Raw genomic sequence first — 22,218 nt, forward strand, 5'->3', positions numbered from 1 at the left:
CCGGACGACCCCAACATGCCGTCCAACCAGGGCGGATGGGACATCGCGGCGATCACGGGACCGTCCGTGCTGTGACCAACGGCACGCGCCCCGCGGCCGTGCGGGCGCCCCCCGGCCCGCTCAGCCGCGCACTCTCCGCCCGAGCGCGCGGGCACGGCGGGCCGCGCGCCGCACGGTCGCGCTGCGGGCGACGGGCGCGAGAGCGGGCGGGAGGGCGCCGGGCAGGGCCAGGAGCGCCAGCCGGCGGCGCGGGAAGTGGCGCCGGACGCGGTCCTCGGGGTGGGCGGCCAGGAAGCGCTCGGCCTCGCCCCGCAGCTCGGGGTGGACCTGCGGCCACATGCAGAAGGCCATCGCGCGCACCAGCCCCCCGAGGTCCGTCCGGGTCTCCTCGCCCGTCGCGCCGCCGTGCCCGCCGGGGTCCGGCAGGCTCCGGCCGCCGACCGCCGCCGGATCCTCCAGGTCCGGCAGGAGCGCGTCGGCGATCACCGTCGGGACGCGGTCGGCGTTCTCGTAGGGGGCCATGCGGCCGAGCGGGACGTCCGTGCCGCAGCGGGCGACCGGCAGCCCGAGGACGGCGCCCGCGGTCAGCAGCGTCCCCGGCGGGAAGCCGGTCACCAGCGCCGGACGCAGCAGCTCGCACAGCACCTCCGGCGGCGGCGCGCCCTCGGGCACGGTCAGCTCCACGCCCAGCTCGCCGGCCCGCTCCCGAAGCGCCCGGACCCGCTGTTCCGGGGTGGCCGGATGGGGGGCGAGGACCACCGCGCGCCGGCCCAGCTCCCGCAGACCGCGCAGCATCCGCGTCTGGAGCCGCTCCTCGTCGTCGGCCGCGAGCGCCCCCGGCGCGTCCGGGTCCTGCCCGACCAGCAGCGCGCACCCCTCGGGCACGTCCGGCCGCGGCAGTTCGCGCGCCGCCTCGGCCAGGACGGCCCGCAGCGCCCCGGCCGGCACGGCCCGCGCCTCCACCCCGAACTCCGTCAGCAGCAGCGGACGCAGCCCGGGCAGCAGTCCGGGGTGGAGCAGTCGCCGCACACGGGTGCCCAGCAGGGGGTCGAGCTTGCCGGGGGTGGGGCCGTACGCCGCCGCCCCGGTGACGTACACGTCCAGCGGGGCGTCGGGGAAGATCCGGGCGAGGGCCTGCGCCGGGGCGGCGTCGACGCCCTCCACGGCGAGTTCCACCTCCGCGTCCGCCAGGCCCCACAGCGCCCGTAGTTGCCGCTCCCACAGGGGCGCGTCGTCGGCGCGCGGCACCCAGGCGCCGGGGTGGAGGGGACGGATCACGGCGTTCCAGGACAGCACCCGGTCGAAGCGGCGCCGCAGCGGCGCGAAGCCGGGCAGGGCGTCCGGGGCGGGGGTGGTCTCGGGGACGGCGGCGGTGTTGGCGACCAGCAGCAGCCGCTCCTCGGCCGCCCCCGGCAGGCCGGCGTCCAGCGCGGCGGCCAGCAGCGCGGCGCCCTGCGCGGTGGATGCGACCAGGACCTGGACGCGACGGGCGGGGCTCATCGGGCGGCCTCCGTGGTGGTGCCGGCGGCCCGCCGCGCGCGGCGGGCGGGGGAGAGAGCGGGGGAGAGGGCGGGGCGGCGGAGCAGCCGGCGCAGCCGTGCGGCGCGTTCGAGGTCCATGGAGTCCAGCGCCTGTCCCACCAGGTCGTCGGGGAGTCGCCGCAGGGCGGCGGCGCAGCGCGCGCGGACCGTGCGGGCCACGTGCGGCTCGAAGCGGTCGCTGGTCAGGTGGTGGTGGACCACCGCGCAGTAGGTGCGGACGGCCTTGGGCAGCAGCGCCGCCGCGTCCCGGTCGCGGGCGGTCTCCGCCACCAGCCGGTCGTAGGCGGGGATGAAGTCGAGCTGCCGCTCGTCGCCGATCCGGGTGAGGGAGGTGGGGACTCCGCGCCGGTAGAAGAGGCCCGTCAGCCCGACCACGGCGAAGGACGCCGCCTCGCGGTGCAGCCGCCAGATCCACGGCCGGTCCTCGGCGGTGCGCAGCTCCTCGTCGAAGCGGAGGACGCCGCTCTCCAGCAGCCGCCGGTGGTAGACGCCGGCCCAGGCGTAGGCGTAGTCGACGGAGGTGGTGCGGTGCGCGGGGAGGATCGCCTCGCGCGGATCCAGCACGGTGCCGCGGCGGCCGTGGGGGGCGCGCACCACGGTGCGCCGGCGGCCGGTGCACCGCACGTGGTCGGTGCGGAGGAAGTCGCAGTCCAACGCCTCGGCGGCGGCCAGCAGTTCGCGGAAGTGGCCGGGGGCCGTCCAGTCGTCGCCGTCGAGGAAGGCGAGGTACGTCCCGCGCGCGGCGTCCAGCCCGGTGTTGCGCGCGGCGGCCACGCCCCGGCGCCGCTCGTGCCGCACCAGCACCGCGCCGGGAATCTCCTTTTCGGCGCGGACCAGCAGGTCCGAGGTGCCGTCCGTCGAACAGTCGTCGACCAGAATGAATTCGACGTCCTTTTCCCCGGAGTACGTCGTGTTTCCGGAATCCAACGCGTTCGCGCGCAGGCTGCGGAGGGCGTCGGGAGCGTACGGCCGAACGTTGTGGAACGGCACGATGACGGAGAGCTTGACCACTCCGGTGAGGTTAGGGACCCGAGCGGCATCTGCGCCGACCAGCGGCGTAAGTACAGGTGAACGCACCGTGTCGGAACGGTGAACCCCGTTTCCCGGACGCCCGGTTGGCCTTCCGTCGGTGTGCTGTTAACCGTCTGTTGTATTTGCGTTGGGCCGAGAATCGGAATGTCTTTCTAGCGTCGACGACGTGCCATCACCCACCACTTCGGATTCACCGGAAGCGCCGACGCGCATTGCCGTGCTCGCCGATTCCGACACGCGCTGGAAATGGGGCGCGCTCACCGCGCACCGCCTCGTCCCCGGCGCGCCGATCGACGGGCTGCTGCTGCGCGGCCGGGCCACCCCGACCGCCCGCCAGCTCGACGAGGTCGGCGTGCGCGCCGCCTCGCTGCGCGAGGTGACGGCCGCGGAGTTCCTCGCCGCCGTCGACCGCGACGCGTACGACGTGGTGGTCCTCGCCTGTGTCGGCGGCACGGTCCAGGCGATGCTGCACGGGCTCGCACACAACCTCAACGGGCGGGAGCGCCGTCCGGTCACCGTCACCGGCTACGTCGGCGTCGTCTACGAGAAGCTCGCCGACGGGCTGCTGCTGCGGCACGGCGCGGACGTCGTGCTGGCCAACTCCGCCCACGACGCGGAACGTTTCCGCGCGGTCTACGAGGGCGTGGGCGCCGACCCCGACAGCGTCGTGGAGTGCGCGCTGCCCTTCCTCGGCGGGGCGCCGTACGAGGCGTCGACGGAGAGGCCCCACACCGTCGTCTTCGCCGTCCAGCCGTCCGTCCCCGCGAACCGCGCCGACCGCGAGTACCTGCTGCGCCGCGCCGCCGGGCACGCCCGCCGGCACCCCGACCGCGAGGTGCTGATCAAGCTGCGCAGCAAGCCGGGCGAGCACACCACGCACATCGAGGAGCAGCCGTACCAGAAGCTCGCGGCGAAGCTCCCCGGCGGGCTGCCGCCCAACTGCCGCCTGGTCTACGGCCACATGGGCGAGGTGCTGGACCGCACCGACCTGCTGGTCACCGTCAGCTCCACCGCCGCCCTGGAGGCCCTCCACCGCGGCATCCCCACCGCGATCCTCACCGACCTCGGCGTCCGCGAGGCGCTGGGCAACCACCACTTCCTGGGCTCGGGCTGCCTCGCCTCCTGGGACCAGCTCGACGAGGGGCTGCTGCCCGAGCCCGACGCGGCCTGGACGGCCCGGCAGGGCGTCGTGGCCGACGGCCCCTACGAGGCGGCCTTCGACGCCGCCCGCGAGCGCGTCGCGGCCCTCGTCGCCCGCGAGACCCTGCCGCCGATCACCCCCTACTACACGCTCACCACCGCCCCCGGCTACCTCCCCGGCGTCCTCGCCCGTCACGGGCTCGACCCCTCCGGCGCGCTCCGGCCCGGGGCCGTGGCCGACCGGCCCGCCTCCGGGCTGCGCCGGGCCGTCCGCGCGGCCGTACGGGACGCGGCGCGCGGCGCGTACCGCCACGGTGTCCAGCGCGTGGCGCCGGTCATCCGCCGGATGGGGGAGCTGTGAGCGCCGTGTCCACCCCCAACGCCGCAGCCCGCACCGCAGTCCAGCAAGGAGCCGCAGTGTCCCCCACCGTCCTCGCCGTGATCCCCGCCCGTGGCGGCTCCAAGGGCGTGCCCGCGAAGAACCTGGCCACCGTCGGCGGCGTGCCGCTGGTCGTCCGCGCGGTGCGGGAGTGCCTGGCGGCGCGCGGCGTGACGCACGTGGCGGTCTCCACCGACGACGCGGCCATCGCCGAGGCCGCCCGCGGCGCGGGCGCCGAGGTGGTCGAGCGGCCCGGCGACATCGCCGGCGACACCGCCACCAGCGAGGCCGCCGTCCTCCACGCCATGGACGTCCACGCCCGGCGGCACGGCCGGGAGGCCGACGTGGTGCTGCTGGTGCAGTGCACCAGCCCCTTCCTCACCCGCGAGGACGTCGAGGGCGTCGCCGCCGCGGTGACCTCCGGCGGCGCCGACAGCGCGCTGACCGTCGCCCCCTTCCACGGCTTCGTCTGGCGCGACGGCGACTTCGAGGGGGCCGAGGGCGGCGGGTACGGCGTCAACCACGACAAGGCGTACCGCCCGCGCCGCCAGGACCGGCCGCAGGACCTGCTGGAGACCGGCGCCGCGTACGCGATGCGCGCCGACGGCTTCCGGAAGGCCGGGCACCGCTTCTTCGGCCGCACCGAACTGGTGCGCACCGACCCGGCGCGCGTGCTGGAGGTCGACGATCCGCACGACCTCGCCCGCGCCCGCGCGCTCGCGCCGCTGCTCGACGGCGCGCGGCCCGGCGCGCTGCCGACCCGCGACGACGTCGACGCGGTCGTACTCGACTTCGACGGCACCCAGACCGACGACCGGGTGTACGTCGACTCCGACGGACGGGAGACGGTCGCGGTCCACCGCGGCGACGGGCTCGGCATCGCCGCCCTGCGCCGCGCGGGACTGCCGCTGCTGATCCTGTCCACGGAGGAGAACCCGGTGGTCGCCGCACGCGCCCGCAAACTGCGGGTCCCCGTGCTGCACGGCGTCGACCGGAAGGACCTCGCCCTCAAGCAGTGGTGCGAGGAGCAGGGCATCGCGCCGGAGCGCGTGCTCTACGTCGGAAACGACGTCAACGACCTGCCGTGCTTCGGCCTGGTCGGCTGGCCCGTCGCGGTGGCCGGCGCCCACGACGTCGTACGCGGCGCAGCCCGCGCGGTCACCTCCGTCCCCGGAGGGGCCGGTGCGATCCGCGAGATCGCCTCGTGGATCCTCGGAAAGGAACTGTCTTGAGCATGACCAGCCCCCGCCTCCGTACCCTCGGCGACAAGATCGTGGGACCGGGCCGCCCGGTCTACGTCACCGGCGAGATCGGCATCAACCACAACGGTGACCTGGAGAACGCGTTCGCGCTGATCGACGCCGCCGCCGAAGCCGGCTGCGACGCCGTGAAGTTCCAGAAGCGCACTCCCGAGATCTGCACCCCGCGCGACCAGTGGGACGTCGAGCGCGACACCCCCTGGGGCCGGATGACGTACATCGAGTACCGCCACCGCGTCGAGTTCGACGAGGAGGGCTACCGGGCGATCGACGCCTACTGCAAGAAGAAGGGCATCGACTGGTTCGCCTCCCCGTGGGACGTGGAGTCCGTCGAGTTCCTGGAGAAGTTCGACGTGCCCGCCCACAAGGTGGCCTCCGCCTCCCTGACCGACGACGAGCTGCTGCGCGCCCTGCGCGCCACCGGCCGGACGATCATCCTCTCCACGGGCATGTCCACCCCGAAGCAGATCCGGCACGCGGTGGAGGTGCTGGGCAGCGAGAACATCCTCCTCTGCCACGCCACCAGCACCTACCCGGCCAAGGCCGAGGAGCTCAACCTGCGGATGATCCACACCCTCCAGGCCGAGTACCCGAACGTGCCGATCGGCTACTCCGGCCACGAGACCGGTCTGCAGACCACCCTCGCGGCCGTCGCCCTGGGCGCCTGCTTCGTCGAGCGCCACATCACGCTGGACCGCGCCATGTGGGGCTCGGACCAGGCCGCCTCCGTCGAGCCGCAGGGCCTGCAGCGCCTGGTGCGCGACATCCGCATCATCGAGGAGTCGCTCGGCGACGGCGTGAAGCGGGTCTACGAGAGCGAGCTGGCCCCCATGAAGAAGCTGCGCCGGGTCAAGGGCGTCGTGGCCGAGGCCGAGGAGGCCGCCGACCGCGAGCCCGCGACGGTCTGACGGGCCGGCCACGGTGAGCGCAGGGGGCGTTCCCGCCCAGCCGAACCGGGCATCGGGTGCGGACACGGCGCGGCGGGGGGCGCGTCGGGTCCGCGCCCCCCGGGGCACGGGCACTCTCGCCTTCGTCGAGAGCCCGGTGCAGCTCCTCAACGTCCTGGAGTGGGCCCACGTCGGCCGCGAGGGCGGCGCGGGGGAACGGTCCGGCGACCTCACCGTGGCCGTCCTGCCGCCGCGGGACCCCATGACGCGCGGCCAGTTGCGGCGGATGGCCCGGCTCGCGCGCGAGGAGGGGATCACGGTCCGCTGGGAGGAGGCCCGCGGCGGGGCCGGCGCTCCGCTGAGGACGGTGGCCTCGCTCCTGGGACCGCTGCGCCGGGCGTCGCGGATCGTGGTGGGGGACCCCTTCTCGCGGTACGTGCAGCTGCTGCTCTCCCTCGCCCGGACCGAGCGGGGCGGCGCCGGCGAGGGGGACGGCAGGGGGATCGTGGTCGTCGACGACGGCACGGCCACCATGGAGTTCGTCTCCCAGCTCGCCCGGGGCGAGCGCCTGGTGCGGTGGCACCGCAAGGGCGCCGGGGGAGCGCGCGCCGCACTCTTCGCGCCCGTCTCCGCATCGGCGCGCCGACGGATGACCCCGTCCGCCGACCAGCGGGTCGAGGTGTTCAGCTCGATGCCGGTCGAACCGCCCGAGCACGTGACCGTCACCCGCAACGACTTCGCCTGGACCCGGGCCCGGTTCGGCCCGCCCACGCTCACAGCCGGCACCGATCTGGTCGGCACCTCGCTGGTCGAGACCGGCGTGGTGGACCCGGACCGCTACCTGGAGGCCGTCGCCTCCCTGGCCCGCGCCCACGGCGCCGTCCGCTACTTCGCCCACCGCCGGGAGAGCGCCGAGAAGCTGCACCGGGTCGCGGAGCGGACGGGGCTGGAGATCGTGCGGCCCGACCTCCCCCTGGAACTGGTGGCCCGCCGCGGCCCCATCGGGCGTACGATCCTGAGCTTCCCCTCCACCGTCGTGCACACCCTGCCCCTGGCCCTCGCGGACGCCGGGGTGACGGTGGCGGTCTGCGACGTGGACCCGGCCTGGCTGACCGAGAACGCCTCGCCGCGCGCCCAGGGCTTCCTCTCCGGGGTCACCGGCACCGCGCGGGACGTCCGACGGCTGGGGGCGTCCCCGCCGGTGTCCCCGCCGATGTCGCCCGGACCGTCCACGTCGTGACCCGTCCGTGACCACATCGTGAAACGAGCAAAAACGGGGGTCATACCCATCCACACCAGGCCGTATGCAGCCGCCGACCGGTTTTTCCGTCCCCTCGGAGGCTGAACTTTGGCCGTTCCCTCTGCGGAGGGCCGTCACCTGGGCTTACCCTCGACAGGGTGAGCCAGTTGTTGTCGCCAGAGTCCAGCATCCGGACCACCGGTGAGACGCCTCTTCCCGGCGCCCTGCCGGAGGTCCTCCGTACCGAGCTCATCGCCTTCCGCCGGGACCTCCACATGCACCCCGAGCTGGGGCACCAGGAGTTCCGGACCACCGCCGCCCTCAAGGCGCGGCTGGAGAAGGCCGGGCTGCGCCCGCGCGTACTCCCGGGCGGTACGGGGCTGATCTGCGACATCCACCCCGGCGGCGCGGAGTCGGGAGACGGCGTCCGCCCGATGCTGGCCCTGCGCGCCGACATCGACGCGCTCCCCATCCCGGACACCAAGACGGTGCCCTACCGCTCCACCGTCCCGGACCGGGCCCACGCCTGCGGCCACGACGTGCACACCACCACCGTGCTCGGCGCCGGCCTCGTCCTGGCCGACCTGGCCCGCCGGAACCTGCTGCCCCACTCGGTGCGGCTGCTGTTCCAGCCGGCCGAGGAGGTGCTGCCGGGCGGCGCCACCGACGCCATCGAGGCCGGGGTGCTGGACGGGGTGGGACGGATCATCGCCGTGCACTGCGACCCCAAGGTCGAGGCCGGCCGGATCGGCCTGCGCGCCGGACCCATCACCTCCGCCTGCGACCGCCTGGAGGTCTCCCTCGACGGCCCCGGCGGCCACACCGCGCGCCCCCACCTCACCACCGATCTGGTCACCGCGGCGGCCAAGCTCGTCACCGAGGTCCCCGCGCTCCTCTCCCGCCGCGTCGACACCCGCGCCGGACTCGCCCTGACCTGGGGACGGCTGGAGGTGGGGCACGCCCCCAACGTCATCCCGCAGCACGCCGAGCTGTCCGGCACCGTCCGCTGCCTGGGCCTCCAGGCGTGGCGGGTCGCGCCCGACCTGGTGCACGCCGCGATCGACGAGATCGCCTCGTTGCACCGCGCCAAGTTCGAGATCAACTACATCCGCGGCGTCCCCCCGGTCGTCAACGAGCAGACCACCGCCGAGCTGCTGCGCGACGCCATGGTCGCGCGGCGCGGCGCGGGGTCGGTGGAGGACACCGAACAGAGCCTGGGCGGCGAGGACTTCTCCTGGTACCTGGAGCACGTCCCCGGCGCGATGGCCCGCCTCGGGGTGCGCCCGCCGGGCGACCGCACCCCGCGCGACCTGCACCAGGGCGACTTCGACGTCGACGAGAGCGCGATCACCGCGGGCGTCGAGCTGTTCACCGCCGCCGCCCTGCTGGACGCGGAACGCGAGTAGCACCGCCCACGCTCACGGGCCGGTCCGTACGGACCGGCCCGTGAGCGTGGGCGGTGTCGAAGGGGCGCACGGCGCCGTGCCGGCGAGGTGCCGCCCGCCCGTCACCGGGAGGTGTACGGCAGCAGCGCCATCTCCCGGGCGTTCTTCACGGCCCGGGCGATCTGCCGCTGCTGCTGGGCCGTGACGCGGGTGACGCGGCGGCTGCGGATCTTGCCCCGGTCGGAGACGAACTTCCGCAGCAGGTCGGTGTCCTTGTAGTCGATGTAGGTGATCCCGGCGGCGTCCAGGGGGTTGGGGCGGGGCCTGGCGCTCTTGCGGGGGTCGGGACGACGGGGCATGGCGGTCGCTCCTCGGGGTGTCGGTCGTGGGGGCGCGGAGCGGGTCGAGGGAGTCCCGGAACGCGACGACGGCCGGTCCGGCCGTGCCGTCCCCGGCCGCCGCGGCGAGGCCGTGGCGGAGCGCGACGCCGCCCGGCACGGCGCGCGGCGGGCGGGTCCGGTCTCCCTTCGGCCGTCTCCGTCAGCGCTTTCCGCGCGAGCCGTAGCGCCGCTCGAACCGCTCGACGCGGCCGGCGGTGTCCACCACACGGGACTTCCCCGTGTAGAAGGGGTGGCTCTGCGAGGAGATCTCGACGTCGACGACGGGGTAGGTGTTGCCGTCCTCCCACTCGATGGTCTTGTCGCTGGTCATCGTGGACCGGGTGAGGAAGGCGAAGCCGGCCCCCCGGTCACGGAAGACGACGGGGCCGTACGCCGGGTGGATTCCGTCTTTCACGAGCGCTCCTTCCGTATTGTCCCTGTACTTCCGATACTTCCTCTTCGTCCCTCCTTTCGGGAGGGGGGTCAGCGCTCCTCGCGGAAGTCGACGTGCCGCCGGACGACCGGGTCGTACTTGCGCAGGACCATGCGGTCGGGGTCGTTGCGGCGGTTCTTGCGGGTGACGTAGGTGTGGCCGGTCCCCGCGGTGGAGCGGAGTTTGATCACCGGGCGCAGTTCGTTGCGTGCCATGCGGCCAGTGTATGACGATGATTACCGTTTTCAAAAAGGTGTGCGGAGGTCCGCCCGAGGAGGGGCGGAGTCCCCTTGTCCGTTCGCTTGTCCGTTCGCCCCCGCCGGACGCGCAGGGGATCGGGGCCGCCGCGGCCCGCGTCGGCGCACGGGGAGAAAGGGTCCGACGACGCCTTCGTTTCGCGGTGTACAAGGACGCGGACACACCGTGTTGACACCGAACTGATAACGGCTTTTCGCGATGTCTTTTCCTGACATCTACGCGCGTTACGATGCGGCGGAAGCCAGCGCCAACGGAGGCGCTTCGAGCGAAGGGAAGTCCTCTTGCGCCGGGTAAGCAAGCTCGTCGCCGCGGTCGGGACCGCCGCGGCCCTCGCCCTCAGCGCCACCGCGTGTGGCAGCACGTCCACGGAATCCTCCTCTTCCTCCTCGGAGTCCTCGGGGAAGGGCAAGGGCATAGCCCTCGCCTACGACGTCGGCGGTCGTGGTGACCAGTCGTTCAACGACGCCGCCTACGCCGGTTTCGAGAAGGCCAGGAAGGACTTCGGCATCGGCGGCGAGGACGTCGAGCCGTCCGACGGCGAGTCGGACGCCGACAAGGTCCAGCGCCTCACCGACCTGGCCAGGCAGGGCTACAACCCGGTGATCGGGGTGGGCTTCGCCTACGCGCCGGCAATCAAGGAGGCCGCGGAGAAGTTCCCCAAGACCACCTTCGGCCTGATCGACGACGAGACGGTCAAGGGCGACAACATCGCCAACCTCGTCTTCAGCGAGGAGCAGGGCTCCTACCTGGCGGGCGTGGCGGCGGCCAAGGCCACCAAGAGCAAGGTCGTCGGCTTCGTCGGCGGCGTCGAGGTGCCGCTGATCAAGAAGTTCGAGGCGGGCTTCGTCCAGGGCGTCAAGGACACCGACCCCTCCGTCGAGGTCAAGACCCAGTACCTGACCCAGCCGCCGGACATGGGCGGCTTCTCCAAGCCCGACCTGGGCAAGGAGGCCGCGCGCGGCCAGCTCGACGCCGACGCCGACGTGCTCTACCACGCCGCCGGCCTCGCCGGTCAGGGCGTCATCGAGGCGGTCGCCGCCAAGGACAAGTGGGTCATCGGCGTCGACTCCGACCAGTACAAGCAGAAGACGCTGGACAAGTACAAGGACAGCATCCTGACCTCCATGACCAAGGACGTCTCCGGCGCGGTCTACAACCTGGTCAAGTCGGTCCACGAGGGCGAGCCGAAGACGGGCGTGGTCCGCTTCGACCTGAAGTCCGACGGAGTGGGCCTGTCCGACTCCAACCCGGCCTTCGCCAAGATGACCGAGATCCAGGACGCCGTGAAGAAGGCCCGGGAGGGCATCGTGAACGGCGACATCAAGGTCGACACCACCCCCTGACCCCGGCCCTCGGATCCCATCCGGATCCGATCCGGCGCGGCGCGGCCGGAGCGGCGCCGGTCCCGGTCGGGCGTCCCCTTCCCCGGACGCCCGACCGGGACCGGCCGCCCGGCCCGGTCCCAGGGCCCGGCGGCGAGGACCTCACGAGGGTTCCGCCGCCCGGGCCCGACTTGCAGAGCGGGCTCTACGCGCGTAGTCGTCCGTTGACCCTCCGCGCAACGCGATAGCGTCGCCTTCGCCCACCACGGCCCGGCGGCACGACCGGCCCACCCCGGCCGGACCTCCCGCCCCGCCGGAGCCCTCCTACGAGCCACTCCTTAGCCCCGAGGAGAGTGCACCATCAACGCGTCCAGCCCTCCCGCCGTCGAACTGGCCGGGATCACCAAACGCTTCCCCGGCGTCGTGGCCAACCACGACATCCACCTGTCCGTCCGCAAGGGCACCGTCCACGCCATCGTCGGCGAGAACGGTGCGGGCAAGTCGACCCTGATGAAGATCCTCTACGGCATGCAGAAGCCGGACGAGGGCACCATCGCCGTCGACGGGCGGGAAGTGAGCTTCTCCGACCCCGGCGACGCCATCGACCGGGGCATCGGCATGGTCCACCAGCACTTCATGCTGGCGGACAACCTCACCGTCCTGGAGAACACCGTCCTCGGCAGCGAGAAGCTGTACGGGATCGGCGCGCGGGCCCGCGCCAGGATCAAGGAGATATCCGACACCTACGGCCTCGGCATCCGCCCCGACGCCTACGTGGAGGACCTCGGCGTCGCCGACCGCCAGCGCGTGGAGATCCTCAAGGTCCTCTACCGCGGCGCCCGCACCCTCATCCTCGACGAGCCGACCGCCGTGCTCGTGCCGCAGGAGGTGGACGCGCTCTTCGACAACCTCCGCGAGCTGAAGGCCGAGGGCCTGACCGTCATCTTCATCTCCCACAAGCTGGGAGAGGTCCTCTCGGTCGCCGACGACATCACCGTCATACGCCGCGGCACCACCGTCGCCTCCGTGAAGCCGTCCGAGGTCACCGCCAAGCAGCTCGCCGAGCTGATGGTCGGCGCGGAGCTGCCCTCCCCGGAGACCCGCGAGTCCACCGTCACCGACACCCCGGTGCTGGAGGTGAAGGGGCTCACCCTCACCGAGAACGACGTGGTGGACGGCGCCCGCACCGTCCTGGACGACATCACCTTCACCATCCACGAGGGCGAGGTGCTGGGCCTGGCCGGCGTCGAGGGCAACGGGCAGACCGAGCTGATCGACGCCCTGATCGGCACCCGCCGCCCCGACGGCGGCACCATCGCCCTGGGCGGCGAGGACATCACCTCCTGGCCCACCCGCAAGCGCCGCGAGGGCGGCGTCGGCTACATCCCCGAGGACCGCCACCGGCACGGGCTGCTGCTGGAGGCCCCCCTGTGGGAGAACCGCATCCTCGGCCACGTCACCGAGGCCCCCAACAGCAAGGGGGTCTGGCTCGACATCAAGGCCGCGCGGAGCGACACCGAGCGGATCGTCGACGCGTACGACGTCCGCACCCCCGGCATCGACGTCACCGTCGGCTCCCTGTCCGGCGGCAACCAGCAGAAGCTGATCGTCGGCCGCGAGATGAGCCACAACCCCAGGTTCCTGATCGCCGCCCACCCCACGCGCGGCGTGGACGTCGGCGCGCAGGCCCAGATCTGGGACCAGATCCGCGCCGCGCGCCGGGAGGGCCTGGCCGTCCTGCTGATCTCCGCCGACCTGGACGAGCTGATCGGCCTGTCCGACACCCTGCGCGTGATGTACCGCGGCCGGCTCGTCGCCGACGCGGACCCCGCCACTATCACCCCGGAAGCCCTGGGCTCCGCCATGACCGGCGCGGCCTCCGGCCACCTCGAGGACGAGGGACAGGACGGGGGAGAGGATCGATGAAGAAGTTCGACAAGGACCGGCTGATCCTGGCGCTCGGCGGGCCGGTGCTCGCCATCGTCGTCGCCGTGGCGCTGACCTCGGTGGTGCTGGTCGCCTCCGGCCGCAGCCCCGTCCAGCCCTACGCCCTGATGTTCGAGTACGCGATGCACTCGGACATCCAGGTGCTCATCGTCAACCAGGCGGCCACGTACTACCTGGCCGCGCTGGCGGTGGCCATCGGCTTCCGGATGAACCTGTTCAACATCGGGGTCGACGGCCAGTACCGGCTCGCCGCGATGGTCGCCGCGCTGGTCGGCGCCTCGGTCGCCCTCCCCGGGCCGCTGCACGTCCTGCTCATCCTCGTCGTCGCGATGCTGGTGGGCGCCTTCTGGGCGGGCATCGCAGGCATCCTGAAGACCACCCGCGGGGTGAGCGAGGTCGTCTCGACGATCATGCTGAACTCCATCGCCACCAGCGTGGTCGCCTACCTGATCCTGCCCGCCCAGTTCGGCGAGCAGCGCGGCAACAACCTCACCACCGGCGAGATCCCGGAGTCGGGCTGGTTCCCCGGCATCGACCTCGGCCCCGCCGGCGAGGTCTACGGCTTCGTCGTGGTCGCCGCGCTCTGCGGCGTCCTGTACTGGCTGGTCCTGAACCGGACCCGGTTCGGCTTCGACCTGCGCGCCACCGGCGCGAGCGAGAGCGCCGCGATCGCCAGCGGCGTCGACGCCAAGCGGATGATCCTCACCAGCATGCTGATCTCCGGCGCCGTCGCGGGCCTGACCGGCATGCCGATCCTGCTCGGCGACTCCCACACCTACAGCCTCGACTTCCCCGCCGGACTCGGCTTCACGGGCATCACCATCGCCCTGCTCGGCCGCAACCACCCGGTCGGCATCGCCCTCGGAGCCCTGCTCATCGCCTTCCTGGACAAGGCGTCGGCGACGCTCGACTACAACGGCTACGAGAAGGAGATCGCCACGATCATGCAGGGCCTGATCGTGATGGCGGTCGTCATCAGCTACGAGGCCGTACGCCGCTACGGCCTGCGCCGCCAGCAGCAGAAGGTCGGCGAGGAACTCGCCGCCGAGGCCGCGGCGGCGGACGGCACCGACCAGAAGACCCGCAAGGAGGTGTCGGCGTGAGCACCGTCCTCACCAAGCCGGCCGCGCAGCAACCCAAGCCGACCGCACGCCGTCGCCTCACCCTCGCCGAGTGGATGCTGGTCGTCGCGGGCATCCTGCTGCTGGTCTCCGCCGTGCGCCTGATCACCGGCGCCCACGGCATCACCTCCGTCGGGCAGACCTCCACCGCCCTGCGGCTGGCCGTCCCGATCGGACTCGCGGCCCTGGGCGGCCTGTGGGCCGAGCGGGCCGGCGTGATCAACATCGGCCTGGAGGGCATGTTGATCCTGGGCACCTGGTTCGGCGCCTGGGCCGGTGTCCAGTGGGGCCCGTGGACGGGCGTGGTCGTGGGCATCCTCGGCGGTGCGCTGGGCGGTCTGCTGCACGCCATCGCCACCGTCACCTTCGGCGTCAACCACATCGTCTCCGGCGTGGCCATCAACATCCTCGCCGTCGGCGCCACCCGCTACCTGTCCAGCTTCACCTTCGAGGAGATGGAGGGCGGCACCAGCAAGCAGTCCCCGCCGATCGAGTCGATCACCCAGATCACCGTCCCCGGACTCTCCGACGCGATGAGGGACCTCAACGACAAGCACTGGTTCCTCGTCTCGGACGTCGCCGGGCTCGTCGGCGGCCTGGTCACCAACCTCTCCCTGCTGACGATCCTGGCCGTCGTCATGGTCCCGCTCAGCCGGTGGGTGCTGTGGAACACCGGCTTCGGCCTGCGGCTGCGCTCCTGCGGCGAGAACCCGCTGGCCGCGGAGACCCTGGGCGTCAACGTCTACAAGTACAAGTACATCGCGGTGATGATCTCGGGCGGCTTCGCCGGCCTGGGCGGCGTCTTCCTCGCCGAGGTCGCCTCGAACATCTACCAGGAGGGCCAGACCGGCGGTCGCGGCTACATCGGCCTCGCCGCGATGATCTTCGGCAACTGGATGCCCGGCGGCCTGGCCCTGGGCGCCGGACTCTTCGGCTACACCGACAGCCTCAACCTGCGCGGCGGCGGCCAGAACGTCCACGCCCTGCTCCTGCTGCTGGCGATCCTCCTCGTCCTGGCCACCGCCTGGGCGACCTACCGGAGGAAGTTCCTCACCGCGGCGGTCGCGGCGGTCAGCGGCCTGGTGCTGTTCGTGTGGTACCTGTCGGTGGACGAGGTGCCCAGCCAGTTCGTCACCGCGGCCCCCTACGTCGCCACGCTGCTGGTGCTGGCGATGTCCGCGCAGCGACTGCGGGCGCCGAAGGCCGTCGGCAAGTCCTATCGGAAGGGCGAGGGCGCGTGAGCGAGCCCCGTACGGCGGACGCCGTCGACTGGACGGCGCTGCGGGCGAGGGCCCGGGAGATGATGTCCCGGGCCTACGCCCCCTACTCCGGCTACCCCGTCGGCGCCGCCGCGCTGGTGGACGATGGTCGTGTGGTCGCCGGATGCAACGTGGAGAACGCCGCCTACGGCGTCGTGCTGTGCGCCGAGTGCGGCCTGGTCTCGGACCTGATCGCCACCGGCGGCGGCCGGCTGCGGGCCTTCACCTGCTGCGACGGCAAGGGCCGGGTGCTGATGCCGTGCGGCCGCTGCCGCCAGTTGCTGTGGGAGCACGGCGGCCCGGACATGGCCGTCGACACGGCCTCCGGCATCCGCCCCCTGTCCGACATCCTCCCGGACGCCTTCGGCCCCGACGACCTCGCGGACCGCTGACCCGTCCCCCCCACTCCAAGGAGCCGCACCCGATGGACGCCATCTCCGTCATCCGCACCAAACGTGACCGGGGCCGTCTGAGCGACGCCCAGATCGACTGGATCGTCGACGCCTACACCCGCGGCGAGGTCGCCGACGAGCAGATGTCGGCCCTGGCCATGGCGATCCTGCTCAACGGCATGGAGCGCGAGGAGATCGCCCGCTGGACCGCGGCGATGATCGCCAGCGGGGAGCGGATGGACTTCTCCTCCCTGACCCGCCCGACCGCCGACAAGCACTCCACGGGCGGCGTCGGCGACAAGATCACCCTGCCCCTGGCCCCGCTGGTCGCCGCCTGCGGCGCGGCCGTCCCCCAGCTCTCGGGCCGGGGCCTGGGCCACACCGGCGGCACGCTCGACAAGCTGGAGTCCATCCCCGGCTGGCGGGCCCACCTGTCGAACGAGGAGATGCTCGACGTGCTCGGCGAGGCCGGCTGCGTGATCTGCGCGGCGGGCGAGGGCCTGGCGCCGGCCGACAGGAAGCTCTACGCCCTGCGCGACGTCACCGGCACCGTCGAGGCCATCCCGCTGATCGCCTCCTCGATCATGTCGAAGAAGATCGCCGAGGGGACGGACTCGCTCGTCCTGGACGTCAAGGTCGGCTCCGGCGCGTTCATGAAGAACCTCGACGACGCCCGCGAACTGGCCCGCACCATGGTCGGACTCGGCACCGACCACGGGGTGCGGACCGTCGCCCTCCTCACCGACATGTCCACCCCGCTGGGGCTGACCGCGGGCAACGCCCTGGAGGTCCGCGAGTCGCTGGAGGTCCTGGCCGGCGGCGGCCCGGCCGACGTCGTGGAACTCACCCTGGCGCTGGCCCGCGAGATGCTCGACGCGGCCGGACTGCCGGACGCCGACCCGGCCAAGGCCCTCGCCGACGGCTCGGCGATGGACCACTGGCGCCGCATGATCGCCGCCCAGGGCGGCGACCCGGACGCGCCGCTGCCCGTCGCCCGCGAGCGGCACACCGTGTACGCCGAGACCTCCGGCGTCCTCACCAGGCTGGACGCGTACGCGGTGGGCCTGGCCGCCTGGCGGCTGGGCGCGGGCCGCGCCCGCAAGGAGGACCCGGTGCAGGCCGGCGCCGGGGTGGAGCTGCACGCCAAGCCCGGCGACCGCGTCACCGCCGGCGCCCCGCTGCTGACCCTCCACACCGACACCCCCGAGCGCTTCGACTACGCCCTCGAAGCGCTCACCGGCGACGCGATCGAGATCACCGAGGACGCCTCGTACGAGCCGACCCCCCTGATCCTGGACCGCATCGCCTGACGTCCCGCCGCACCCCGGCGCGCGCCCCACCCCGGGGCGCGCGCCGACGGCGTCCCCACCCGGACGGCCTCCGCGCACGGGCCACCGCTCCCGGTCCGTCGGAGGCCGAGGTCACCGGCCTTCCCGGAACCGCTCGACATCTCCTCTGGGCCGCCGTCCGGTTCGGCGCGGTCCCGCACGGGCCGCCGACACCGGCCGGGGATCGGCGCGGTCACGGGCGCGGCCCGGGGCCGTCCCGGTCGGCGGGGGAGAGCCCCACGCGGCGGCGGACGCGGTCGACCTCCTCGATCCGCACGGTGAGCCGGTCGCCCTCGCGCACCGCACCGGGCCCGTCGGGCAGGTCGGACGCGTGCACCAGGCCCTCGATGCCGTCGGCGACGCGGACGAAGACCCCGAACGGGACGAGCTTGGTGACGGGGCCGGTGACGGTCTCGCCCACCCGCTCGGCGAACCGGACCATCGGGTCCTCCTCCAGGGCCTTCAACGACAGTGCCACCTGTCCCCGGCGGGTGTCCGAGGCGAGCACCTCGGCGGTGACGCGCTGCCCCGCCCCGACGACCTCCGACGGGTGGGCGACGTGCCTCCAGGTCGGTTCGGGGACGTTGACGAACCCGGTGCACCGGCCGGGCGGTTCGCCGTCCAGGTGCACGAAGACGCCGAAGTTCCGGACGGCCGCCACCGTTCCGGTCCGGACCTCGCCCGGCCGGACGCCGAGCAGGAAGGCGCGCAGCGGCCGGTCCTCGCACGCCCTGGCCGACAGCGGGACGCGGTCGCGGCCCTCGAAGACGCCGATCACCTCGACCTCGATCCCCTGGCCCACCCGGACGACCTCCGAGGGGTGGTCGAACGGCCTCCGGGACAGTTCGTGCCGCGCGATGGACCCCGACGTGAGCCCCGGACCCACCGGCGCGTCGAGCTCCACGATGACCTCCGTCTCCCCGACGTCGGTCACCGTGGCGGTGCGGGTCTCGCCGCCCCGCGCCAACGCGGCGCGGTGTGCGTCGAATCGAGGGGCGAGTCGGGGGTCGGGGGCGGGGTCGGTCACGCCCGTGACCCTATGCCGGGCGCCCCGGTCGCGGCACCGCCCGGCACGAGGTCCGTGGCGCGGAGGCGGACGTCGACGCGGCCCGTTCGGCGGCCGCCGGCGGAAAGCCGTCGCCGCGCGGTGTCGCGCGAGGCATTGACGGCTCCTCCCCGCCTGCCTATCTTCCCGTTCGAACTTCTGGTCAGCGTACGAGATTTCGAACACTTCGAGTCCGGGAGCCTCATGCCGCGCACACGACCCAGATCAGCCCCCGCCATCGGCCTCCTCACCGGCGCCCTCCTCGCGGGCGCGCTCGCCGCCGTCCCCGCCTCCGGGGCCTCGGCGGCGGAGCCGGCCGACTACACCCTCACCGTCGACCCCACCCGCACCGGCCCGACGATCGACGACCGGATGTACGGCGTCTTCTACGAGGACATCAACCGCGCCGCCGACGGCGGGCTGTACGCCGAGCTGGTCCAGAACCGCTCCTTCGAGTACGCCCCCGTCGACCACCCCTCCTACACCGGCCTGACGGCCTGGTCCGAGACCGCCACCGGCGGCGCGACCGGCACCGCGCGGGTCGTGGACGACGACGGGCGCCTCAACGAGCGCAACCGCAACCACCTGCGCCTGGACCTCGACGGAACCGGCGGCGACGGCGCCCGCTACGGCGTCGTCAACGCCGGCTACAACTCCGGGATCGCCGTCGAGAAGGGCGAGAAGTACGACTTCTCGGTGTGGGCCCGCACCGACCGGGAGCGGGGCACCCCGCTGACCGTCACCCTCCACGACGCCTCCGGCGAGGCGCTCGCCGCCCCGCTGCGGCCGACCGTGCGCGGCGACCGCTGGACGAAGTACACCGGCACCCTCACCGCCCGCGCCGACAGCACGGAAGGACGCCTGACCGTGGCCGCGGGCGGCGCCGGCACGCTCCGCCTCGACATGGTCTCCCTCTTCCCCCGCGACACCTTCAAGGGCCGCCCCAACGGGATGCGCAAGGACCTCGCGGAGAAGATCGCCGCCCTGAACCCCGGCTTCCTGCGCTTCCCCGGCGGCTGCCTGGTCAACACCGGCAGCCACGAGGCGTACGAGGCGCCGAACTGGGAACGGCGCCGCTCCTACCAGTGGAAGGACACCATCGGACCCGTCGAGGAGCGGGCGACCAACGCCAACTTCTGGGGCTACAACCAGTCCTACGGCCTCGGCTACCACGAGTACTTCCAGTTCGCCGAGGACATCGGCGCGATGCCGCTGCCCGTCGTCCCCGCCCTCGTCACCGGCTGCGGCCAGAACAAGGCCACCGACGACCCCGAGCTGTTGGAGCGCCACGTCCGGGACACCCTGGACCTGATCGAGTACGCCAACGGCCCCGTCACCTCCACCTGGGGGGCCAAGCGCGCCGAGATGGGCCACCCGAAGCCGTTCGGCCTCACCCACATCGCGGTCGGCAACGAGGAGAACCTGCCCGACGCGTTCTACGAGCGCTTCGCCGCCTTCCGCGAGGCCGTCGAGGCCGAACACCCCGAGATCACGGTGATCGCCAACTCCGGCCCCGACGACTCCGGCGCCGGCTTCGACCGCGCCTGGGAACTGGCCCGCGCCTCCGGCGTGGAGATGGTCGACGAGCACTACTACAACAGCCCGAGCTGGTTCCTGGAGAACAACGAGCGCTACGACTCCTACGACCGCTCCGGCCCCGAGGTGTTCCTGGGCGAGTACGCCTCCCAGGACAACCGCTTCCGCAACTCCCTCGCCGAGGCCGCGTTCATGACCGGCCTGGAACGCAACGCCGACGTCGTGAAGATGGCGTCCTACGCCCCGCTGCTGGCCAACACCGGATACGTCCAGTGGAGCCCGGACATGATCTGGTTCGACAACGCCCGCTCCTGGGGGTCGACCAGCTACGAGACGCAGAAGCTGTTCATGAACAACGTCGGCGACGAGGTCGTCCCGAGCGAGTCCTCCGCCACCCCCGTCGCCGCCGGCCCGATCACCGGCGCCGTCGGCCTGTCCACCTGGGCCACCAGCGCCGCCTACGACGACGTGCGGGTCGTCTCCTCGGACGGCGAGGAGCTGTTCGCCGACGACTTCTCCGCGGGCGCCGGGAAGTGGACCGAGGCCGCCGGACGCGGCACCTGGACGGTCGAGGACGGCGCGTACGTCCAGACCGACACCGCCGCCGAGAACACCCTGGTCACCGCCGGCGACCCCGCCTGGCGCGACTACGACCTCCACGTGAAGGCCACCAAGCGGGCGGGCCGCGAGGGCTTCCTCGTCGCCTTCGGCGTGAAGGACACCGGCAACCACTACTGGTGGAACCTGGGCGGCTGGGGCAACACCCGCTCGGCCGTGGAGAAGGCCACGGACGGCGGCAAGCAGACGATGATCGAGGACGGCACGGTGATCGAGACCGGCCGCGAGTACGACATCCGCATCGAGGTCCGCGGCCGGCAGGTGACCCTCCACCTCGACGGCGAGAAGTGGGGGAGCTTCACCGACGACAAGGTCGCCGAGCCCTTCCGTCAGGTCGTCACCCGCGACAAGGCCAGGGGCGAGTTGATCGTCAAGGTCGTCAACGCCCAACAGGCCCCCGCCCGTACGCGCCTCGACCTCGGCGACGGCGTGGAGGTGGGATCGACCGCGCGCCTGACCGTCCTCCAGGGCGATCCGAACGCGGTCAACACCGCCGACGACCGGCCCATCAGGCCGGAGCGCTCGACCCTCCGGGGCGTGGACACCGTCTTCACGCACACCTTCCCGGCCCACTCGATCACGTTCCTGCGCGTCAAGGAGCGCACGCCGTGACGCGGTAGGGCGCACACCGCGGTGCCCGTACCCCGCCGGGGGTACGGGCACCGCCGACCGCGCGGCGCGGCCGGGACGTCAGACGCCGAGGTCGTAGAGGACGAACTCCTCCCAGGAGCCGCCGACGTCGGCGGAGCGGGCCCGCAGCGCACCGGTGTGGGGGGAGGGGTGGTTCTTCTCGGTGGCGACGAAGTTGCCGTTGCGGACGGACTGCACCGCCAGGACGGGCGTCTCGTCCGCGGCGTCCCCCGTGGTGGTGTCCGCGGTGGCCAGGGACCGCTTGCCGTCCGCCGCGTCGGTCATCGCCGCCGGCTCGGCGCCGTCGATCCTCTCCCAGCCGGCCGGCACGGCGGCCGGACGGTCGGCCCGCGGGGCGGCACCGGCCGCCGGAGCCGCCAGCGTGGAGGCCGTCACCAGGGCACCCAGGGTCAGAAACAGGGAAGTCATGCGTCGCACGGGTCGTCCTCGCCTTCCGTCGAATGGAATCCGGGGGCGGCGGGAGGGAAATCGAAGCCGCCTGCTCGGGACGTTCGCGGTGCGGACCGTGGCGCTTGTGCCCGTACGCCGACCGTCGGTGAATCGCGCATGTCGGCGCCGTCCCCCCTGCCTTTCCCCCGTGCCCCCTGAAAACCGCGGGCGGTGCCTCGTCGGCGCGCCCACGGCTGTGCGCTGCCTCGGCGAGGCGGCCTCCCTCCGCAGGCGGGAAGGGCGGAATCGCTCCATCGGGGCGGCCACAGCGTAACGGCGGAACGTTCTTCTCGGCAGGTTTTTCCGGCAGTGAGAAATTCCCGTCGGGGAATTCTCGTGGTACGGGATATTCCGTTGTCCTTCGTTAAGGGAAGGGAAACGAGTCGTTCCCGCCGTGGTCATCTCGGGAAATCGTCGATTTTCCCGTCCCGACGAGCCGGAGGGGGCGGCGGGTCGGTTTCGGCCGCGACCGTACGCCCCGGGAGGCCGGGCGGTCGGGGGCGCGGTCGCCGCCCGCCCCCGGACCGGCCGGAGCGCCGGACCCGCACGGCGCCCGTACCTCCATCCGGGGTACAGGTGCCCGGATACGTCCGATTCGTCCAAGACCGCCGTCGGGAAGCCGCCTACGGTCGGGGG

General features: G+C 73.1%; 19 protein-coding genes. 12 read left to right on the forward strand and 7 right to left on the reverse strand.

Annotated features, from left to right (window positions below; translation table 11 throughout):
* Positions 1 to 120 precede the first annotated feature (120 nt).
* Together ABD335_RS20120 and ABD335_RS20125 are read right to left on the reverse strand one after the other, a co-directional pair.
* Complete coding sequence (locus ABD335_RS20120) at positions 121 to 1,500, reverse strand: hypothetical protein (RefSeq protein ID WP_344325296.1); 1,380 nt, start codon at positions 1,498 to 1,500, stop codon at positions 121 to 123.
* Positions 1,497 to 2,552, reverse strand: coding sequence for a glycosyltransferase family 2 protein (locus ABD335_RS20125; protein WP_344325299.1), 1,056 nt, complete (start codon positions 2,550 to 2,552; stop codon positions 1,497 to 1,499). The genes ABD335_RS20120 and ABD335_RS20125 overlap by 4 nt, the downstream gene beginning before the upstream one ends.
* Positions 2,553 to 2,790: 238 nt before the next feature.
* Between ABD335_RS20125 and ABD335_RS20130 the strand changes: the two genes are divergently transcribed.
* The 5 genes from ABD335_RS20130 (at position 2,791) to ABD335_RS20150 (ending at position 8,884) form a co-directional block, all read left to right on the forward strand.
* Positions 2,791 to 4,074 carry a DUF6716 putative glycosyltransferase gene (locus ABD335_RS20130; RefSeq protein WP_344325304.1) on the forward strand — a complete coding sequence of 428 codons (1,284 nt, stop codon included), beginning with the start codon at positions 2,791 to 2,793 and terminating at the stop codon, positions 4,072 to 4,074.
* 56 nt (positions 4,075 to 4,130) lie between these two features.
* A complete protein-coding gene (locus tag ABD335_RS20135) occupies positions 4,131 to 5,324 on the forward strand; it encodes a cytidylyltransferase domain-containing protein (protein WP_344325307.1) in 1,194 nt (397 codons plus the stop codon).
* A gap of 2 nt (positions 5,325 to 5,326) precedes the next feature.
* Entirely contained in the window at positions 5,327 to 6,259 is a 933-nt protein-coding gene (locus tag ABD335_RS20140; RefSeq protein ID WP_344325310.1) for an N-acetylneuraminate synthase family protein, read from the forward strand.
* Positions 6,260 to 6,395: 136 nt separating this feature from the next.
* Complete coding sequence (locus ABD335_RS20145; protein WP_344325313.1) at positions 6,396 to 7,478, forward strand: hypothetical protein; 1,083 nt, start codon at positions 6,396 to 6,398, stop codon at positions 7,476 to 7,478.
* 158 nt (positions 7,479 to 7,636) lie between these two features.
* Positions 7,637 to 8,884 (forward strand): M20 family metallopeptidase, encoded by a 1,248-nt coding sequence (locus ABD335_RS20150; protein ID WP_344325316.1) that lies wholly within the window; start codon positions 7,637 to 7,639, stop codon positions 8,882 to 8,884.
* A gap of 101 nt (positions 8,885 to 8,985) precedes the next feature.
* Here ABD335_RS20150 and rpsR read toward each other — a convergent pair whose 3' ends face one another.
* The 3 genes from rpsR to rpmG all read right to left on the reverse strand — a co-directional run bounded on the left by rpsR (position 8,986) and on the right by rpmG (position 9,891).
* Positions 8,986 to 9,222, reverse strand: a complete 237-nt coding sequence (gene rpsR / locus ABD335_RS20155; protein WP_344325319.1) for a 30S ribosomal protein S18 — start codon at positions 9,220 to 9,222, stop codon at positions 8,986 to 8,988.
* Between the two features lie 181 nt (positions 9,223 to 9,403).
* Complete coding sequence (locus ABD335_RS20160; RefSeq protein ID WP_344325322.1) at positions 9,404 to 9,658, reverse strand: type B 50S ribosomal protein L31; 255 nt, start codon at positions 9,656 to 9,658, stop codon at positions 9,404 to 9,406.
* A 68-nt stretch (positions 9,659 to 9,726) separates the two neighbouring features.
* Positions 9,727 to 9,891 carry a 50S ribosomal protein L33 gene (gene rpmG / locus ABD335_RS20165; protein ID WP_344325325.1) on the reverse strand — a complete coding sequence of 55 codons (165 nt, stop codon included), beginning with the start codon at positions 9,889 to 9,891 and terminating at the stop codon, positions 9,727 to 9,729.
* A gap of 324 nt (positions 9,892 to 10,215) precedes the next feature.
* Here rpmG and ABD335_RS20170 point away from each other — a divergent pair, with 324 nt between their 5' ends.
* From ABD335_RS20170 to ABD335_RS20195, 6 genes are all read left to right on the forward strand, one after another.
* Complete coding sequence (locus tag ABD335_RS20170) at positions 10,216 to 11,277, forward strand: BMP family lipoprotein (RefSeq protein ID WP_344325328.1); 1,062 nt, start codon at positions 10,216 to 10,218, stop codon at positions 11,275 to 11,277.
* Between the two features lie 339 nt (positions 11,278 to 11,616).
* Entirely contained in the window at positions 11,617 to 13,182 is a 1,566-nt protein-coding gene (locus tag ABD335_RS20175) for an ABC transporter ATP-binding protein (RefSeq protein WP_344325697.1), read from the forward strand.
* A complete protein-coding gene (locus tag ABD335_RS20180; RefSeq protein WP_344325331.1) occupies positions 13,179 to 14,306 on the forward strand; it encodes an ABC transporter permease in 1,128 nt (375 codons plus the stop codon). Before ABD335_RS20175 ends, ABD335_RS20180 begins: the two co-directional genes overlap by 4 nt.
* The gene (locus tag ABD335_RS20185) at positions 14,303 to 15,565 is read left to right on the forward strand and encodes an ABC transporter permease (protein ID WP_344325334.1); all 1,263 of its coding nucleotides are present in this window, start codon (positions 14,303 to 14,305) and stop codon (positions 15,563 to 15,565) included. The genes ABD335_RS20180 and ABD335_RS20185 overlap by 4 nt, the downstream gene beginning before the upstream one ends.
* Positions 15,562 to 15,975 carry a cytidine deaminase gene (locus ABD335_RS20190; protein ID WP_344325337.1) on the forward strand — a complete coding sequence of 138 codons (414 nt, stop codon included), beginning with the start codon at positions 15,562 to 15,564 and terminating at the stop codon, positions 15,973 to 15,975. Before ABD335_RS20185 ends, ABD335_RS20190 begins: the two co-directional genes overlap by 4 nt.
* A gap of 32 nt (positions 15,976 to 16,007) precedes the next feature.
* Complete coding sequence (locus ABD335_RS20195; RefSeq protein ID WP_344325340.1) at positions 16,008 to 17,285, forward strand: thymidine phosphorylase; 1,278 nt, start codon at positions 16,008 to 16,010, stop codon at positions 17,283 to 17,285.
* Positions 17,286 to 17,496: 211 nt separating this feature from the next.
* Here ABD335_RS20195 and ABD335_RS20200 read toward each other — a convergent pair whose 3' ends face one another.
* Positions 17,497 to 18,330: a S1 RNA-binding domain-containing protein gene (locus ABD335_RS20200; RefSeq protein WP_344325343.1), complete on the reverse strand. Its 834-nt coding sequence runs from the start codon at positions 18,328 to 18,330 to the stop codon at positions 17,497 to 17,499.
* A 222-nt stretch (positions 18,331 to 18,552) separates the two neighbouring features.
* Here ABD335_RS20200 and ABD335_RS20205 point away from each other — a divergent pair, with 222 nt between their 5' ends.
* Positions 18,553 to 21,114 carry an alpha-L-arabinofuranosidase C-terminal domain-containing protein gene (locus ABD335_RS20205; RefSeq protein WP_344325346.1) on the forward strand — a complete coding sequence of 854 codons (2,562 nt, stop codon included), beginning with the start codon at positions 18,553 to 18,555 and terminating at the stop codon, positions 21,112 to 21,114.
* A gap of 78 nt (positions 21,115 to 21,192) precedes the next feature.
* Here ABD335_RS20205 and ABD335_RS20210 read toward each other — a convergent pair whose 3' ends face one another.
* Positions 21,193 to 21,561 (reverse strand): hypothetical protein, encoded by a 369-nt coding sequence (locus ABD335_RS20210; RefSeq protein WP_344325349.1) that lies wholly within the window; start codon positions 21,559 to 21,561, stop codon positions 21,193 to 21,195.
* Positions 21,562 to 22,218: the final 657 nt, after the last annotated feature.

The organism is Streptomyces macrosporus (genome assembly GCF_039533145.1).
In the GTDB taxonomy this organism is placed as follows: domain Bacteria; phylum Actinomycetota; class Actinomycetes; order Streptomycetales; family Streptomycetaceae; genus Streptomyces; species Streptomyces macrosporus.